The following is an 18029-nucleotide window of genomic DNA, read 5'->3' as shown; positions in this document are numbered from 1 at the left end:
TGGCACAAATGTTGTACCTTGTTAAATAAATTAAAGTTAGGGCAAAACTAACTATTTTTAAACTTTGTTCAATAATAAAATCGAGGCCATGAAACGATACTACAAGCTTTTAAATTTAAGAGCCATTATATCGGGATTCAGCGCTCTTTTATTATTAGCTTCCTGTAGTTCGTACCAGTACGCCGGGTATGATAATGACGGGATATACTCCTCTTCTGACAATGAGGCCTATAGTGCTAATGATTACAGGGATGATTATGAAGAGTCCTATGATAATGCTCTCTACTACAAACAGCTTTTTTCTGAAAAAGCTGATGCATTTGGAAACGTGCCCGAAGAAGGCGCTATTTTTACCGATATAGATAGTTATTCTTCCGGAAACTACAACGGCGAGTACTCTCAGGAAGAAGGTTTGAATTACCAGATCGGGAACGCTGCCTGGGGAACAGATCCCGATGAGATCTCAATTAATATTTACAATGACGGATTTTACAATCCATTCTACAATCCTTACATCTACCCTTATTCTATAGGATTTTATGATGTATACTGGAATTATCCTTACTACAGATATGGTCACTACGGATATCCCTACCATTACGGTTATGGCTATTATGGAAACTGGAGATGGAACATAGGTTTTGGTTTTGGCTGGAATAGCTGGGGTTACGCCTACCACCCATACTACCCTTATGCCGCAGGATATTATTATCCTTACTACAGGTACAGTCATAGAGACCTGGCTTTTAATACCGGTAGAAGAAATTCTTATACCGATTACAGGGGATATAGCAGAAACGATCAATCTCGAATCTCCAGGATCCAGAAGTATTCAAACTCCAGAAACATTCGTGCCGCACGTAACACAAATGACCGTACTTACAGCACACGTTCCACCAGAGTTAGATCTTCTTCAGATTCACCTGCTCGCCGAAGCTCTGTTTATAACAGATCATCCAGCAACCGTGATGCGCAACGCGTTAGAAGCACCTCCCGTAGAAGTGATAGTGGATCTCGTGTAAGAACAACCAGATCTACATCCAGAAGCGGCGGAACATACCGTTCTTCGTCTAGTTCCTCATCTTCAGGAACCAGAAGTGGAGGAGGATCTTCAAGATCGACCCGCGGAAGAGGTGGAAATAACTAAATAAAAAAATTAGGGATTAGATGAAAAAATTATTTTTTGCCTTCATAGCCATTGCTTCAATGACTGTGGAGGCTCAAACTATAAAAGATGCTGTTCAATATTCAACCACCGAATTGAATGGAACAGCTCGTTATCGTGCTATGAGTGGAGCCTTTGGGGCTTTGGGTGGAGATCTTTCTTCCCTGAATATCAACCCTGCAGGATCTGCAGTTTTTCTGAATAGTTCTGCGGCCATTACTCTCAATATTGAGAACTCAGACAACGACGTTAGCTTCATGAACAGCTTTACGAGTACCTCAGAATCGAATCTTGATCTGGGGCAGGTAGGAGCTGTAATGGTTTTTAATAACCGTAACGAGAACAACGATTGGAGGAAATTTACTCTCGGTTTCAATTATAACAAGACAGCGAGCTTTGAAGATGATTTCCTGGCAATGGGTAGGAACACAAGATCTATTGACCGGTATTTTCTTGGTTATGCTGACGGAATACCTCTGGATCTATTGGTTCCTTATGAAGATGAAACGGTTTCAGAACTTTATTCATACCTGGGAGAAAATGAAGGCTTTGGCGCCCAACAGGCATTTTTGGGTCTTAGAAGTGAGGTGATTCTTGCCGATGATCCAGATGATTTTACAAGCACTTCCTATAGTTCTAATGTCGCTCCGGGTACTTTTGACCAGGAATACTCTTATGCCGCTACAGGATTGAATGGCAAATTTGCTTTTAACTTTGCCACTCAATTTCAGGACTACCTGTACCTGGGTATAAATCTGAACACCCACTTTATTAATTACGACAAATTCACTTCGTTTTACGAAACCAATAATAACCCCGGGAGCGGGATCAATGAGATCTATTTTGAGAACCGCTTAAGCACCTTGGGTAGCGGTTTTAGCTTTCAACTGGGCGGACTGGCAAAGATCAATGATAATGTGAGAGCAGGTCTCGCCTATGAATCTCCTACCTGGTACACTATTTCTGAGGAAACTACGGAGTATATCGAAACCGTGAATAATGACGGAGTACTTGCAGTAAACCCAAATGTCATCAATGTTTATCCTGATTACAAATTACAAACCCCTTCCACATACACTGGTAGTTTAGCTTATCTCTTCGGAAGTCAGGCGCTTATTAGCTTCGATTACTCCTATAAAGACTATTCCACCACTAAGTTTAAACCCAAAGGAGATCCGGAATTCGCATTTCAGAATAGCCTGATGGAGAACGAACTGCAGGGAGCTTCTTCTTACAGGATTGGTGGAGAGTATCGTCTTGCTGGCTGGAGTTTAAGGGGTGGATATCGATTTGAAGAAAGTCCGTACAGTGATGGATCTACAATTGGAGATCTTACCGGATACTCGCTTGGAGTGGGGTACAACTTCGGAAATGTAAAAATAGACGCAGCTTACGATGCCTCAGAACAGGACTTTAATCCGCAGTTATTCCAGGTTGGCCTTACAGGTCGTGCCTTTATCAACAGGACAGACAATAATTTCACCCTGACTGTTAGCTTCGGAATTTAACGATCATCAACTTTATATAGAACAGCCCTCGGGGCTGTTTTTTTTTATTTGGTTTACCTTAGATGCTATAGAAATAGCTGATGTTACTGATTATCAGAAAAGGGTTTTAATATGTATCTTTGCAAGCCTAAACATTGTGAATTGCATATTTCATAAAAAACAAAAATGAAAAAAGATAATATAGACGAGGCCATTGACGAAATGGGTGATGCTTTTGTAAGTCCGAACACTGATACCCCCATGCGTCCCGATGCCTTTGATAAAACAGATGCTGAAAAGATCGAGATCATTCAGGAAAATGTCCGTAACATCATGGACACTCTTGGTTTAGATCTTACTGATGATAGCCTCAAAGGCACTCCGAAAAGGGTGGCAAAAATGTTTGTTAATGAGATCTTTGGAGGTCTTCATCCACAAGTGAAACCTAAGGCTTCCACTTTTCAGAATAAATATAAATACGGCGAGATGCTGGTAGAAAAGAATATTACCCTTTATTCTACCTGCGAGCACCACCTTTTACCTATAGTTGGAAAGGCTCACGTTGGCTACATCTCCAATGGTACCGTTGTGGGACTTTCAAAAATGAACCGTATTGTTGATTATTACGCAAAAAGACCACAGGTACAGGAGAGGCTGACTATGCAGATCGTGAAGGAACTTCAGGAAGTACTGGGAACTGAAGACGTGGCCTGTGTAATTGACGCTAAGCACCTGTGCGTTAACAGCCGCGGAATCAGGGATATCGAATCCAGCACGGTGACCAGTGAATATGGTGGTCGTTTTAAAGATCCGGAAGCGCGAAGAGATTTCCTTGATTATATTAACTTAGAAACCGAATTTTAAGAACCTCCAGTACAACCTCACTTTATGGCACTTTACCAGCAGCAGGAATTAAAGATTTATAATTCCATTTCGGGAGAAAAAGAGACTTTTACACCAATCAATGAAGGACGCGTAGGGATGTACGTTTGCGGACCTACGGTTTACAGCAAGGTTCACCTTGGAAACTGCCGTACCTTCATCTCTTTTGATCTTGTTTTCCGCTACCTGAAACATCTTGGCTATAAAGTTCGTTATGTTCGGAATATTACTGATGCCGGACACCTGGAAAACGATGCTGATTCCGGAGAAAACCGTATCGCAAAGAAAGCACGGCTGGAACAGATCGAACCAATGGAGGTCGTTCAAAAATACACGGTCGATTTTCACAATATCCTTCAAAAGTTCAACAATCTGCCACCGAGCATTGAGCCTACCGCTACCGGTCATATCGTTGAACAGATAGAAATAATAAAGCAGATCCTGGAAAAAGGGTATGCCTACGAAGCCAATGGATCGGTTTACTTTGATGTCCTTAAGTTCAACGAAACACACGACTACGGAAGGTTGAGCGGCCGGAAACTGGAAGATATGATCCCTAATACCAGGGAGCTCGCTGCACAAAGCGATAAGAAGAATCCGCAGGATTTTGCCCTTTGGAAAAAGGCAGAACCACAGCATATTATGAGATGGCCTTCACCCTGGAGCGATGGATTCCCGGGCTGGCACCTTGAATGCTCTGTTATGAGTTCCAAATATCTGGGAGAAGAATTTGACATCCACGGCGGCGGAATGGACCTTAAATTTCCACACCATGAGTGTGAGATAGCACAGGGAGAAGCTGCTACCGGAAAAGATCCTGTTCATTACTGGATGCACGCCAATATGCTTACCCTTAACGGAAAGAAGATGGCCAAAAGTACAGGAAATAATATCCTGCCTAACGAGATCTTCACCGGCGATAATCCGAATCTTGAGAAAGGCTTTGCTCCCACAGTAGCCAGGTTCTTTATGCTGCAGGCTCACTACCGAAGCATACTCGACTTTTCAAATGAAGCCTTAGTAGCCAGTGAAAAAGGCTTTAACAGGCTGATGGACGCTTACCACCTGCTGGATGAATTGGAATCAGGAAGTAGATCTGACTTTGATGTAGCTGCATGGAAGCAGAAATGCTATGACGCCATGAACGACGACTTCAACAGTCCTATCCTAATCGCACAGCTGTTTGAGGCAGTGAAGCAGATCAATATCCTCAATGAAGGAAAGGCATCTATTACTGCGGAAGATCTGGCAGAACTAAAAAGTACCATGAGTGCTTTCATTTTTGAGGTACTCGGTCTGGTCGATACAGCAGAAGCAGCCGATGATGAAGCAGGAAATAAACTGGCCGGCACTGTAGAACTGCTAATCAGATTAAGAGCAGAAGCAAGAGCGAACAAAGATTTCGCCCTGAGTGACAAGATAAGAGATGAGCTATTAGAACTTGGAATTCAGTTAAAGGATGGCAAGGAAGGCACCAGTTTTTCTTTAAACTAAAATTTATGTGGTGGTAAAAAAGTGGTTATCATATCCGCTTATTGGGCTGGTAAAATTCTACCAGAATTTTATCTCGCCCCTCACCCCTGCCACCTGTCGATACACTCCCACCTGCTCTCAATACACCCTTGAAGCCCTGCGGAAGCATGGCGCCTTTAAAGGAGGTTGGTTGTCATTAAAGCGAATTGCGAGTTGTAACCCCTGGGGCGGTTCCGGATACGATCCCGTTCCTGAAAAACTTCAGAAGGAAAAATAATCCGAAAAGCCTCCAAATATGTATCTTTATCCACCAACCATAAATTATTTTCATGTTCTTTAATATGATCTACTGGAATCCCTCCGAAGGAATCGATCTGGGATTTTTCGTTATCCACTACTACAGTATAATGTTTGTCATCGCTTTTACCCTTGGCTGGTATTTGATGAAGAACATCTTTAAGCGTGAGGGAGTTTCTCTCGAAAAACTGGACTCACTGTTCATTTATACCGTTCTGGCTACCTTAATTGGAGCACGCCTGGGCCATGTGATCTTCTACGACTGGGATTATTTTCAAAACCACTTACTGGAGATCTTTCTGCCTGTAAGGTTTGAACCTGAATTCGAGTTCACCGGTTTCCGCGGACTGGCGAGTCACGGTGCTGCAATAGGAATTATTATCGCCATGTATCTTTATTCAAAAAAGGTACTTCACAAACCGGTTCTGTGGATCCTTGACAGAATTGTGATCCCTGTGGCATGTGGAGGTATCTTTGTGAGAATCGGGAATTTCATGAATTCCGAGATAATTGGAAAACCAACTCATAGCGACTACGGAGTCGTCTTTACTAAACTTGGAGAAGATTTTGCCCGGCATCCGGCGCAGCTATACGAATCATTTTGTTACCTGATCGTCTTTTTGATCTTATGGTTCACCTACTGGAAGACCGAAAAAAGACATAAACTGGGCTATATCTTCGGACTTTTCCTTGTACTGCTGTGGACAGTAAGGTTCTTTGTTGAATTTGTAAAAGAACCACAGGTAGGAGAAAGAGTCAACTGGGTCCTTAATACCGGACAATGGTTAAGTGTACCCTTTATTCTGGCTGGGTTTTATTTTATGTTCAGACCTTCAACAAAAGCAAGGGTATAACACCTTCCAAAAATGACATTCTTAAGCCTCCTCTTTTGGGAGGCTTTTTTATGACTGTAAGTGAAATAGATACTTTTCCGGGTAAGGAATCCTCCTCTATTCATCTGACACAGCATCTAATTTCCCCATTAAGCCCTCTAGCGGCGTCTTAATCTACTGGAATTGATCCACCTGTCCAATCACGCTGAAATCTTCTAATCCCCTTGAAAAGGAATGACAACAAAATCATAAACCGGTTTTTACCTTCAGGCCGGGGTTTAAAAGGAAAAGAGACAACTGAAGGAAGCACTCTACATCCACTTTTCTATTATCCTGAAGGGAACGGAAGCTCTTTACCGGCTTCCGAATAAAAAGCAATCCCATTTGATGAGTACCAATAAAAAAGGCTGCCAAACGGCAGCCTTTTTAAAGTATATAGGAGATTCAGATTAAGCCACTTCCTTTTTGGCCGGCTTATTCCTCCTCTTCATTTGTTTTGTAAAGGTGTCATAGGTAATTGGTGTCGCAATAAAGACAGATGAATAAGTACCTACAATTACACCAATAATAAGTGCAAACATAAATCCTCTTATACTCTCACCTCCAAAAATGAAGATTGCAAGAAGTACCACAAGTGTGGTCATCGAGGTGTTCAAAGTACGGCTAATAGTACTGTTGATCGCCGCATTAATTGCATCCTTCTTAGTCCATGCAGGGTGCTCATTAAAGAATTCCCTAATGCGGTCAAATATTACCACGGTATCGTTCAGAGAGTAACCTACTACTGTTAGAATAGCTGCAATAAAGGCCTGGTCGATCTCCATGTTGAACGGCATGAACTTATAGGTAAGAGAGAATATACCAAGAACGATAAGAACATCGTGGAATAAAGCAGCCACAGCACCCAAACTGAACTGGTACTTTCTAAACCTTAACAGGATATAGAGGAATACCACCAACAGGGAACCAAGTACAGCCCAAATAGAAGCCTGCTTGATATCATCGGCAATTGAAGGTCCTACCTTAATTGTCTGCATTATCCCGATCGTACGCTCTCCTTCTCCAACTTTAAAGTCATCGTAGGTTGTGTTTTCAGGAAGGTACTTTTGAAGGGAATTGAAAAGCTTTTGCTGGATCTCATTATCGATCTCAGTTCCTTCTTCATCTACCTTGTATTTAGTAGTTACCTTGATCTGGTTGCTGGCACCAAAAGTTTTAGCCTCAGCACTTCCGAATTCAGCCACCAGGTCATTCTCGATCTCGGTTGGATTCACCGATTGGTCAAAACGAACTGTGTAACTTCTTCCTCCAACAAAATCCACTCCCTGATTTAGTCCCTGAGTAAACAATGACCCAAGACTCACCAGAACAAATATCCCTGAAACAACATAAAATGTTTTTCTCTTTCCGAGGAAATTGATCCCCATACGAGTAAATAGACCTTTTGTAACCTTGGTAGAAAAATCAAGATTTTTATCCTTTTTACCATAGCTATCAATGAATAACCTGGTAATGAATATTGCAGTGAATAAAGAGGTAGCAATACCAATCAATAAGGTAGTTGCAAATCCCTTAATAGGACCGGTACCAAGAACTAAAAGGATCAAACCTGTAAGACCTGTGGTAATGTTAGCATCAAGAATGGATGACAAAGCATTGCTGAAACCATCTCTAATGGCATCCTTCTGGATTTTACCTTTGGCAAACTCTTCCCGGATACGCTCAAAGATAAGTACGTTCGCATCCACAGATATACCAATGGTCAATACAATACCGGCAATACCAGGTAAGGTAAGCACCGCACCAAGACCGGCAAGAATTCCGAAGATGAACAAAATGTTAACTACAAGAGCGATATCTGCGAAAATTCCAGCTTTCCCGTAGTAGAAGATCATCCATAGCAGTACAAGGATAAGAGCAATGCCAAAAGACATAATTCCGCTGTCGATCGCTTCCTGACCAAGGGATGGTCCAACCACTTCACTCTGAATAATATCTGCTGAAGCAGGAAGCTTACCTGCACGAAGCACGTTTGCTAAATCCTGACCTTCAGTAATGGAAAAGTCTCCCGTGATCTCACTTCTTCCTCCCGAAATAGCTCCACTGGATACACCCGGTGCAGAATATACAATGTTATCCAGAACGATGGCGATCTGGCTCTGGTTTTCAGAAGCAAAACCGGTCATTTCTTCCCAGATCTTAGCTCCCTTACCATTCATTTGCATACTTACAGCCACACGTCCTACCTGGTCGTAAGTCTGCATAGCGTCAGTGATCACACTTCCTGATAACGGAGGCTCGTCTTGTCTGTTAGATTTTAAGGCGTAAAGAGCAGCAGTTTCACTGTCTTCATCAGTTTTACCCCAAACAAATTTTGCATAGCGCTGTTCTGCAGGCAACAAAGAACGCACCTGCGGCATATTCAAATAATCATGTACCTGTGCAGTATCCTCAACATGGAAAGTTGCCAGAACAGGTCCACCCTGAAAACCAGGCTGCACCATGAGGTCAAACAACGGATTATTTTGTTGAGCAACTTCGGTAGTATCATCTGCAGATTCTAACAATGCATCGATCTCATCTTCTTCCGCAGCGGTAGTGTCTACCACTTCTTCTGTTTCCTGCTGAACAATTCCTTTTAGAACAGTATTGGCCTGTACAAGGAAATCCTGAAGTTCGTTACTCTTGTAAACATGCCAGAACTCTAATTGGGCCGTACTCTGTAAAAGATCTTTTACACGCTCGATCTCTTTAGCTCCCGGAAGCTCCACAAGGATCCTTCCTGAATTCCCAAGCCTCTGAATGTTTGGCTGAGTAACCCCGAATTTATCAATACGCTTTCTAAGTACTTCAAAAGCCGAAGTAATGGACTCATCAATTTTTCTACGGATGATAGGCTTCACCTCATCATTCTCCATTTCAAAATTGATCTCGTCACTAAGGGTCTTATTTGCAAAAACATCAGGAGATGCCAAACGGGCATCCGGAATATCATCAAAGGCCTCAAAGAAAAGGTCTACATAGTTTTCCTGGCTTTTTTTCTGAGCCTCATCAGCTTTGGCTAAAGCCTGGTTGAAAGCAGGGTCTTTAGTGTTGTTTGCCAGTTCCTTAAGGATGTCTCTAACAGAAATCTGAAGGATCACATTGATCCCTCCCTTAAGGTCAAGTCCCTTGTTAAGTTCTTTGTCTTTTGCCGTGTTGTAAGTGATTCCGGCAAAAACCTCATCGTTACCGATTGAGTCAAGATATCGTTGCTCTGCCCTGTCACGAAGTGTGATGTAATCATCTACATCTTCGGAGATCTGCTGCTTTGCAAACAATTCGGCATCTTTCTCTACATTATTGGCAATAAATGTAAAAGAAAGCTGGTAAATACATACCAAACCAAACAAAATTGCAAACACCTTGACTATTCCCTTGTTCTGCATTATTCTTTAATTTATGTTCAATTTTTAAAAACGGACAAATATAGGTTTTCAGGAATCAAATCCCAATTGTTTTTTTTGAAAAAATTAACTTTTGAAGTAAAAAAAGAAGCTGTTCCGGAGCACAGCTGAATAGTGTTTTCCCGGATTTTAGAAAGTGTGAACTTTTCAAAAATTTCCGAAGAAATTCAACCTGTTCCCGAACAGCTTCAAAAAAGGGAAAAATCCCTGTAATTATTTTTTCAGATCCAGAAGTCCGTTGGTCTTTGAAACGCCTTCAGAACTTTCTTTCATCTTAGCTTTTTCAGCATCTGTAAGTTCGATCTCCACGATCTTCTCGATTCCATCCTTACCAAGAATTACCGGCACTCCGATACATAGATCATTCAATCCGTATTCACCTTCAAGCAAAGCAGAACAAGGGAACATTTTCTTTTGATCACAAGCGATCGCCTGTACTAAAGAAGAAACGGCCGCACCGGGTGCATACCATGCACTGGTACCAAGCATTTTGGTCAAGGTAGCTCCTCCTACTTTGGTGTCTTCAGTGATCTGGCTGATTCTTTCTTCAGAAAGAAAAGCTGAAATAGGCACACTGTTACGGGTTGCCAATCTCGCCAACGGAACCATACCGGTATCACTGTGGCCTCCGATAACCATTCCGTCAACATCTGAAGCCGGACATTCCAAAGCTTCACTGATACGATATTTGAAACGGGCGCTATCTAAAGCACCACCCATTCCAATAATCCTGTTCTTAGGAAGGTTAGTTGTTTTATGTACCAGGTAAGTCATAGTATCCATTGGGTTACTTACCACAATGATAGTGACATTAGGAGAATGCTCAATAAGACTGGAAGCAACAGATTTTACGATATCTGCATTGATCCCGATCAATTCCTCACGGGTCATTCCCGGCTTACGCGGAATACCGCTGGTTATTACGGCGATGTCTGAATTAGCTGTTTTGGTGTAATCGTTGGTGCTCCCGGTGATCTTGGTGTCGAAGCCCATTAGAGAAGCAGTCTGCATCAAATCCATGGCTTTTCCTTCAGCATAGTCTTCCTTAATATCAATAAGAACAACCTCTGAAGCGAAATTTTTAATGGCCACGTATTCAGCGCAGCTGGCTCCAACAGCCCCGGCACCAACTATAGTAACTTTCATAATTAATTTGTTTGATTAATAGTCCTGCGAAAATACGAAATCTGCAGGATTTTTAATAGAAAGCCGCTTTAAAACAATGTTTTTAGATATTTACGTGGAAACCTAGGTTTGCATTGAAAAATTCCCCGGCTGTCAACATGGTACTTACTCTAAATCGGCTGAAATAAAAATTGAACCCAACGTCTCCTTTAAATTGAATTTTTGAATCCTCCAATCTATCTACTTCAGAATTTATAAGATCTACCTCCCCGGTCCCGCCAAAGGTGTAGCTGAAATTAGAGTTCATAAGACCCGCTGCCCCGAAAAGTTCGAAATAATTCCATTTTTTGGAACCAATAATTTCAGCCATAAATAAATTTGCATCAACATCAATCTTGTCCAGAACAACAACACCTTCAGCCCCTCTGGGCTCAAAATCGTAGCCTACTATTAATTTGCTATAAGCAGCACCAAATGCTAACTGAAAATCTTCAGGATAATTATATCCGAAGTACTGACTCAAATTGTGCTTAACTCCCACCCCGAACGTTGTGGCAGTCACGCCATCAATAGTCACTTCAGGCATAGCCCGCACGGTAATTTCAGTCCCGGCCGAGACCCCAACAGCTGCCTGCAAAAAAGCATGAGGCACAGAGCTTCTTCCGATTCCCTCAATAGCTTGAAATCCATTTACAGGAATGGTTTGTCCGTTAAAATCAATCTCCCCGCTAAGAGTAATAGAGCTACTACCTCCAAAAGCTGTTGGCAAAACCGCGTTCTGCGCACCGTCTATCTGCAAGATCTTGAGATCTGAATTTGAAAGATTAAACTCTTTTTTTCCTGAAGGAAGAAAAAGAGCATTCCCGTGCAGAGAAACCCGGAAATCCCATTTTTCAAGGGGAATTGCAGAACTAAACCAGCCGGCACTAGCCTGGTAGCCGGCACCTTCAGCTGCAGGCTCAGAAAATCTCCCTCCCAGGACAAGCATGTCGTCGATAAAATCATCGACATCATTGCTTTCTTGAGCAAACACGAAGGAGTTCATCAGTGAAAAGAAAAGTAACAGGGAGAAAGTTTTTGTTTTCAAGTCAGTAAGTTTTAGGTCGGTAGGTAAAAATAATAAAAAAAGAATAGGAACTACAGAATTGTCCTACAAACAAAAAAGCCCGCGAATTGCGGGCTTTTCAAATATAATTTCAATTATTATTTACGCATCGATGTTCGCGTAAACGGCGTTCTTTTCGATGAACTCCCTACGTGGTGGAACTTCATCACCCATCAACATTGAGAAGATCCTGTCGGCTTCTCCACTGTTGTCGATGGTCACCTGTCTTAAAGTTCTGAATTCCGGATTCATGGTAGTATCCCAAAGTTGTTCGGCGTTCATTTCTCCAAGACCTTTGTATCGCTGTATACTCACACCTCCACTATAGGAATTAGCAATCTCATCCCGTTCCTTATCATTCCACGCGTAACGTTTTTTACTTCCTTTTTTCACAAGGTAAAGCGGTGGAGTGGCAATGTAAACGTGACCTGCCTCGATCAACTCCTTCATGTATCTATAGAAGAAAGTAAGGATAAGGGTCGCGATGTGACTACCATCGACGTCCGCATCACACATGATCACGATCTTGTGGTATCTCAGTTTACTCAGGTTAAGCGCTTTACTGTCATCTTCTGTACCAATGGTAACTCCCAGTGCAGTATATATATTTTTGATCTCCTCGTTCTCAAAAACTTTATGGCTCATGGCTTTCTCCACGTTCAGGATCTTACCTCTAAGCGGAAGAATTGCCTGAAAATGTCTGTCCCGACCTTGCTTAGCCGTTCCACCCGCAGAGTCACCCTCTACAAGGAACACTTCACATTCCTGAGGATCCTGAGAAGCACAATCTGATAGTTTACCAGGAAGTCCGCCTCCGCTCATCACGGTTTTACGCTGCACCATTTCACGCGCTTTTTTAGCAGCGTGACGTGCCTGAGCAGCTAATATCACCTTCTGAACAATGGTTTTAGCATCATTCGGATTTTCTTCAAGGTAATTTTCCAGCATTTCAGAAACAGCCTGCGAAACAGCAGATGTAACTTCCCTGTTACCAAGTTTCGTCTTGGTCTGACCCTCAAACTGAGGCTCAGCTACTTTTACCGATACGATCGCAGTCAATCCTTCCCGGAAATCATCTCCGGAGATCTCGAACTTCAGCTTATCAAGCATACCTGAAGCATCGGCATATTTTTTCAAGGTAGTAGTCAACCCTCTGCGGAATCCCGCAAGGTGGGTACCACCCTCATGAGTATTAATGTTGTTTACGTAGGAATGAAGGTTCTCATTGAAAGAGGTGTTGTACACCATGGCAACTTCCACAGGAATATCGTTCTTCTCACCTTCAATAGCAATTACATCACTAATTATTGGCTCTCTTGTTCCATCAAGGAACTTGATAAATTCTTTAAGACCTTCTTCGGAATGAAAAACTTCAGAAACGAATTCTCCTTTCTCGTCCTTTTCTCTTCTATCTATAAGAGTAATAGTTATTCCTTTGTTAAGGAAAGCCAATTCGCGCATCCTGCTGGCAAGAGTCTCATAACTATAGACCGTTGACTGCTGAAAAATTGAAGCATCAGGCTTAAAAGTCACGATGGTTCCATTTTCAGTGGTCTCTCCAACAGATCTTACCGGGTACATTGGTTTCCCGCGTTCGTATTCCTGCTCCCAGATAATTCCGTCACGATAAACCGTAGCCTTGAGGTGATCTGAAAGTGCGTTCACACAACTCACCCCTACCCCGTGAAGACCTCCGGAAACTTTGTAGGAATCCTTATCAAATTTACCTCCCGCACCAATCTTGGTCATAACTACCTCAAGGGCAGAAACACCTTCCTTTTTATGCATGTCAACAGGAATACCCCTCCCATTATCTTCTGTGGTGATAGAGTTATCCTCATTGATGGTTACTTTAATAACATCACAATGTCCGGCAAGGGCCTCATCAATAGAGTTATCCACTACCTCGTAAACAAGGTGGTGCAACCCGCGAACCCCGGTATCTCCAATATACATGGAAGGACGCATCCGTACGTGCTCCATTCCTTCAAGCGCCTGGATACTATCTGCCGAATAATTGCTTCTCTTAACCTCTTCGCTCATACTTAAATTCGTTAAAATTTTGTCAATTCCTATAACGAACAAATATAGCAAAAAGCATAGTTTTAAACCAGAAACAGGACTGTTAAAGAACCTAAGTTATCAACAATTTCTGTGGAAAAATCAGGATTTGCGGAGTCCTTTTCGATGGGGGTCAAATATTTAAAAATTTCAGTCAACAACTGAGCTTAAGTTAATTACCCTTGTCTCAATAATAATTTCCAGATTAGAAATTCTTTGCTCCTTATTCACAGCTTTTTCTTGAGCGTAAAAAATTAATTGCTCACATTTTGTTCATTGAATTGGCAAGGCAATAAATTTCCTTAATTTTAACATTCAATAAGGAATTATTTAACTTGTTAATGCCGGCCATACCGGTATATTTAGATTGTTAACTTAAAAACTGATTAAAATGAGAAAATTACTAATTGTTGCCGCTCTTATCCTTACCGGTCTGAACCTACAGGCACAGGATACCACGGAAACTTTAAAAGATAATGACGGTCCAAACTTTTCTAAACTTGACGTGAGTCCATTGGATGTGATCCTTTTTAGAGGAGAGAACAATGAACCATTGGCCAGGGTGCTATATAGCCGCCCACAGACAAGAGATCGTGAGATCTTCGGTAAACTGGTGCCTTATGGGGAAGTGTGGCGTACAGGAGCTAACGAGGCTACTGAGATCACTCTGTATGAAGATATGACAGTAGGAGGTAAAAGAATCAAAAAAGGAACTTATACCTTATTTACTATTCCACAGGAAAACGAGTGGACCGTGATCCTAAACAACAGCACCAATATTTGGGGAGCCTATGACTATCATGTAGAACAGGATGTGGCAAGGATTACAGTCCCTGTAAAAAAAGCAAAAAACAGGATCGAAGCCCTTTCAATGTCCTTTAACCCGATCGATAACGGAGCCAAATTATATATTGGCTGGGATGACAGATATGTGGAAGTCCCTTTCAAAAAAGCGAATTAAGAAGAAGTTCTTTATAAAGTAAAAACGCCCGGTTGGGCGTTTTTTTTATGGGATATTGAGATACTTATGGGTCTGTAAGGATACTTTCCATTTTGGATTTTGCATTACATAGTCCACGATCAACGGCATCATTTTTTCGCGGTTACTCCACTCGGGTTGCAAATAGAGAATACAATTCTCATTTACCTTATCAGCCTGCTCTTCTGCAAAAATAAGATCATGTTTATTAAAAACGATCACCTTTAGTTCATCGGCCACTTTATAGATCTCTTCTGTGGGTAATTTGATCTTCTTTGGAGACAGACAGATCCAGTCCCAGGTTCCTGTCAAAGGATAAGCCCCGGATGTTTCTATATGAGTTTTCGCTCCTTTTTCCTTGAGTCCCGTAGTAAGTTTGGTCATGTCCCAGGTAAGGGGTTCTCCCCCGGTCACTACAACAGTCTTACTATATTTTACTGCATTCTCAACAATGGTATCTACTGCTGTAGGAGGATGTAATTTCGCATTCCAGCTCTCCTTGACATCACACCAGTGACAGCCCACATCACATCCACCAATCCGCACGAAATAGGCCGCAGTACCTTTATGGAAACCTTCTCCCTGTATGGTATAGAATTCTTCCATCAAAGGCAGCATTTCACCGCGTGCCACTAATTCATTGACTTCCTTTTCATTCATAGCGTGCAAAGATAACTAAAAAGCCGCAGTCAAAAATATTTTCAGGAATCTAACTTCCTTCCTGTTAAAAAAGCTGCTTTTTCTTACTTTTGAGAATGCTTCAAAACTATTTCCATTGAAAAGCCGGCCAATATTTCAGAGTATCTGTACAGCCTGGCTCCTTTTGTTACTACTTCTCATAACAGGCTCCTGCTCCGGCAGTAAAAAGATCTTTAGTTCCCTGGAAAAAGAACTGGATGTACCGGCTCTTAATACCGGCTTTAACGGTCTAGCTGTTTATGACCCGGAATTAGACAGAATGATTTTTGAACATAATTCCTCCAAACACTTTACCCCTGCCTCAAATATTAAACTGCTCACTTTCTACGCCGGAATAAAGACTCTCGTCGATTCCGTTCCCGGAATTTTTTACAGAGTAAGCGGAGATTCCCTGATATTTTCCGGAACCGGGGATCCTTCTTTTTTAAACCCAAAGTTTCCCGGGTCACCTGTTCTCGACTTTCTGAAAGACCGATCTGAAAACTTATTTTTTCAGCCTGTTCCCTTCAATGATCCTCCATTAGGCCCCGGCTGGGCCTGGGATGACTACAACTACGGCTTTTCTGCGGAAAAAGATCAGTTTCCAATCTATGGCAATACAGTTCGCTTTATAGTTTCCGGAAATGATCTAAAGGTGCAGCCTTCGATCTTTCAGGATTCTATCACTTACAACCCGGCCTCCAAATCAGGCCCGAATATCAAGCGGGAACTCCATCGCAATCAGTTCAGTTTTACCCCGGGAATGGGTTCAGAAAAAGATACTTTGGAAATCCCCTTTTTGACATCTAATCGTTTGCTCATTCAACTCTTACAGGACACTCTTCAAAGGAAAATTGTGCTCCTTCCGGAGAAAAAAATATCAGAAGAGAAAAAGGTTGTTTTTAGCATCCCTACAGACAGTCTTTATAAGAGAATGCTTCAGGAAAGTGATAATCTTGTAGCAGAACAGTTGCTGTTGATGGTATCTCAGAAGCTCACCGACACCCTAAGCTCTAAAACAGCGATCAATTATCTAAAAATGGAATTTTTAGACGACCTTCCGGACGAGGTCAAATGGGTGGATGGCTCCGGCCTGTCACGCTATAATCTGGCCACACCCCGATCTATGGTAGCGCTTCTCAAAAAGATCAAAAACGAAGTTCCCCAAAAAGAGCTTTTTTCACTCCTCCCAACAGGAGGTCGATCGGGCACTTTAAAAAAGCAGTTTAAAAATCAGGAGCCTTTCGTATTTGCAAAAACAGGCTCTATGAGCAATAATTATAGCCTCAGCGGATTCCTTAGGACCAAACAGGGAAAAATTCTCATCTTTAGCATAATGAACAGCAACTTTACAGTGCCTTCTTCAGAAATTAGAACGCGCACCGAACAACTGCTGGAAATACTTAGAGATTACAAATAATATTAAGCAATGGAAAGAAGAAAGTTCATCCACAATGTAGGCCTGGGAAGTTTAGCCTTTCCACTTTTTAGCTTCGGAAAAAATCCCCTCACCACGAACGAGGTTGCAGGTAAAGACATAATTATTCCGAAGGCCCTAAAGGAAGGTGACACCATTGGAATAATAAGTCCGGCAAGTGCCATTTTTGAATCTGAACCTTATGAGATCGCCCGGGAATCTTTCGAAGCTTTGGGACTAAAGGTGAAGTTCGGGGAATTCACCAAAAGCAGGTATGGCCACCTAGCAGGGACTGATGAACAAAGGGCTGCAGAACTCATGAACATGTTTGCAGATCCCGAGATCAAAGCCATTATCGCACTGCGCGGAGGTTCCGGCTCTGCCCGTATTCTTGACAAACTGGATTATAAACTCATTGCCCAGAATCCCAAGATCTTCATTGGATACAGTGATATTACAGCTTTACACCTGGCAATATTCCAGCGGACAGGACTGGTAACTTTTCATGGTCCTGTAGCGGTTTCTACCTGGAATTCCTTCGCGACAACGTATCTCAAAAATCTCCTTTTTGAAGGGGAAGCTATATTGTTTGAAAATCCTTCAACTAAAGGAGATGAACTTACCCAGACCAGCAACCGCATTAGAACTATAAAAGAAGGAACTGCCCGGGGCGCTTTGCTGGGTGGCAATCTTTCGGTGTTGACGGGCTTAATGGGAACAGAATATTTCCCAAAGGACTGGACCGGAAAGATCCTGTATCTCGAGGAAATTGGGGAAAAGATCTATTCGGTAGATCGAATGATGACTCAGTTGCAGTTGGGCGGTGTGCTGGACCAGATAAGCGGATTTGTTTTTGGAAAGTGCAATGATTGCGAACCCGGCGGCAGTGGCTATGGCTCCCTTACTCTCGAGGAAGTGATCGATCACTATATCAAACCATTGAATATTCCGGCGTACACCGGAGCTATGATCGGGCATATCAGCGATAACGTCACCATACCGAACGGCATACAGGCCGAGATCAATGCTGAAAAGGGAACAATTCACTTGCTTTCACCTGCTGTGAAATAGAAAGATAGGC

At 42.2% G+C, this 18029-nt stretch carries 14 protein-coding genes; 9 read left to right on the top strand and 5 right to left on the bottom strand.

The window, feature by feature from the left end:
• Positions 1-88 precede the first annotated feature (88 nt).
• From ACNORC_RS13970 to lgt, 6 genes are all read left to right on the top strand, one after another.
• Positions 89-1147, top strand: coding sequence for a hypothetical protein (locus ACNORC_RS13970; RefSeq protein WP_418336284.1), 1059 nt, complete (start codon positions 89-91; stop codon positions 1145-1147).
• A 20-nt stretch (positions 1148-1167) separates the two neighbouring features.
• Complete coding sequence (locus tag ACNORC_RS13965; RefSeq protein WP_418336283.1) at positions 1168-2673, top strand: OmpP1/FadL family transporter; 1506 nt, start codon at positions 1168-1170, stop codon at positions 2671-2673.
• A gap of 165 nt (positions 2674-2838) precedes the next feature.
• Positions 2839-3516 carry a GTP cyclohydrolase I FolE gene (folE, locus tag ACNORC_RS13960; RefSeq protein ID WP_418336282.1) on the top strand — a complete coding sequence of 226 codons (678 nt, stop codon included), beginning with the start codon at positions 2839-2841 and terminating at the stop codon, positions 3514-3516.
• Between the two features lie 24 nt (positions 3517-3540).
• Positions 3541-5028: a cysteine--tRNA ligase gene (gene cysS, locus ACNORC_RS13955; protein ID WP_418336281.1), complete on the top strand. Its 1488-nt coding sequence runs from the start codon at positions 3541-3543 to the stop codon at positions 5026-5028.
• A gap of 10 nt (positions 5029-5038) precedes the next feature.
• Positions 5039-5284, top strand: coding sequence for a membrane protein insertion efficiency factor YidD (gene yidD, locus ACNORC_RS13950; protein WP_418336525.1), 246 nt, complete (start codon positions 5039-5041; stop codon positions 5282-5284).
• 52 nt (positions 5285-5336) lie between these two features.
• On the top strand, positions 5337-6158 hold the full coding sequence (lgt, locus tag ACNORC_RS13945) for a prolipoprotein diacylglyceryl transferase (protein ID WP_418336280.1): 822 nt from the start codon (positions 5337-5339) through the stop codon (positions 6156-6158).
• A gap of 428 nt (positions 6159-6586) precedes the next feature.
• Here lgt and secDF read toward each other — a convergent pair whose 3' ends face one another.
• The 4 genes from secDF to gyrB form a co-directional block, all read right to left on the bottom strand.
• Complete coding sequence (secDF, locus tag ACNORC_RS13940) at positions 6587-9565, bottom strand: protein translocase subunit SecDF (RefSeq protein ID WP_418336279.1); 2979 nt, start codon at positions 9563-9565, stop codon at positions 6587-6589.
• Between the two features lie 231 nt (positions 9566-9796).
• Positions 9797-10729 (bottom strand): malate dehydrogenase, encoded by a 933-nt coding sequence (gene mdh / locus ACNORC_RS13935; RefSeq protein WP_418336278.1) that lies wholly within the window; start codon positions 10727-10729, stop codon positions 9797-9799.
• 82 nt (positions 10730-10811) lie between these two features.
• Positions 10812-11795 carry a DUF6588 family protein gene (locus ACNORC_RS13930; protein WP_418336277.1) on the bottom strand — a complete coding sequence of 328 codons (984 nt, stop codon included), beginning with the start codon at positions 11793-11795 and terminating at the stop codon, positions 10812-10814.
• 120 nt (positions 11796-11915) lie between these two features.
• On the bottom strand, positions 11916-13856 hold the full coding sequence (gene gyrB, locus ACNORC_RS13925) for a DNA topoisomerase (ATP-hydrolyzing) subunit B (protein WP_418336276.1): 1941 nt from the start codon (positions 13854-13856) through the stop codon (positions 11916-11918).
• Positions 13857-14265: 409 nt separating this feature from the next.
• Between gyrB and ACNORC_RS13920 the strand changes: the two genes are divergently transcribed.
• Positions 14266-14835, top strand: coding sequence for a DUF2911 domain-containing protein (locus ACNORC_RS13920; protein WP_418336275.1), 570 nt, complete (start codon positions 14266-14268; stop codon positions 14833-14835).
• 45 nt (positions 14836-14880) lie between these two features.
• Here the strand turns inward: ACNORC_RS13920 and ACNORC_RS13915 are convergent, their stop codons facing one another.
• Entirely contained in the window at positions 14881-15513 is a 633-nt protein-coding gene (locus ACNORC_RS13915; protein ID WP_418336274.1) for a 7-carboxy-7-deazaguanine synthase QueE, read from the bottom strand.
• Between the two features lie 115 nt (positions 15514-15628).
• Here ACNORC_RS13915 and dacB point away from each other — a divergent pair, with 115 nt between their 5' ends.
• Positions 15629-16951 carry a D-alanyl-D-alanine carboxypeptidase/D-alanyl-D-alanine endopeptidase gene (gene dacB, locus ACNORC_RS13910; protein ID WP_418336272.1) on the top strand — a complete coding sequence of 441 codons (1323 nt, stop codon included), beginning with the start codon at positions 15629-15631 and terminating at the stop codon, positions 16949-16951.
• A gap of 9 nt (positions 16952-16960) precedes the next feature.
• Positions 16961-18019, top strand: coding sequence for a S66 peptidase family protein (locus ACNORC_RS13905; protein WP_418336271.1), 1059 nt, complete (start codon positions 16961-16963; stop codon positions 18017-18019).
• Positions 18020-18029: the final 10 nt, after the last annotated feature.

This window comes from Salinimicrobium soli (assembly GCF_048323655.1).
Taxonomy (GTDB): Bacteria; Bacteroidota; Bacteroidia; order Flavobacteriales; family Flavobacteriaceae; genus Salinimicrobium; species Salinimicrobium soli.
Note: the sequence above shows the minus strand (reverse complement) of the source record. Positions and strands in the feature narration are given on the sequence as shown.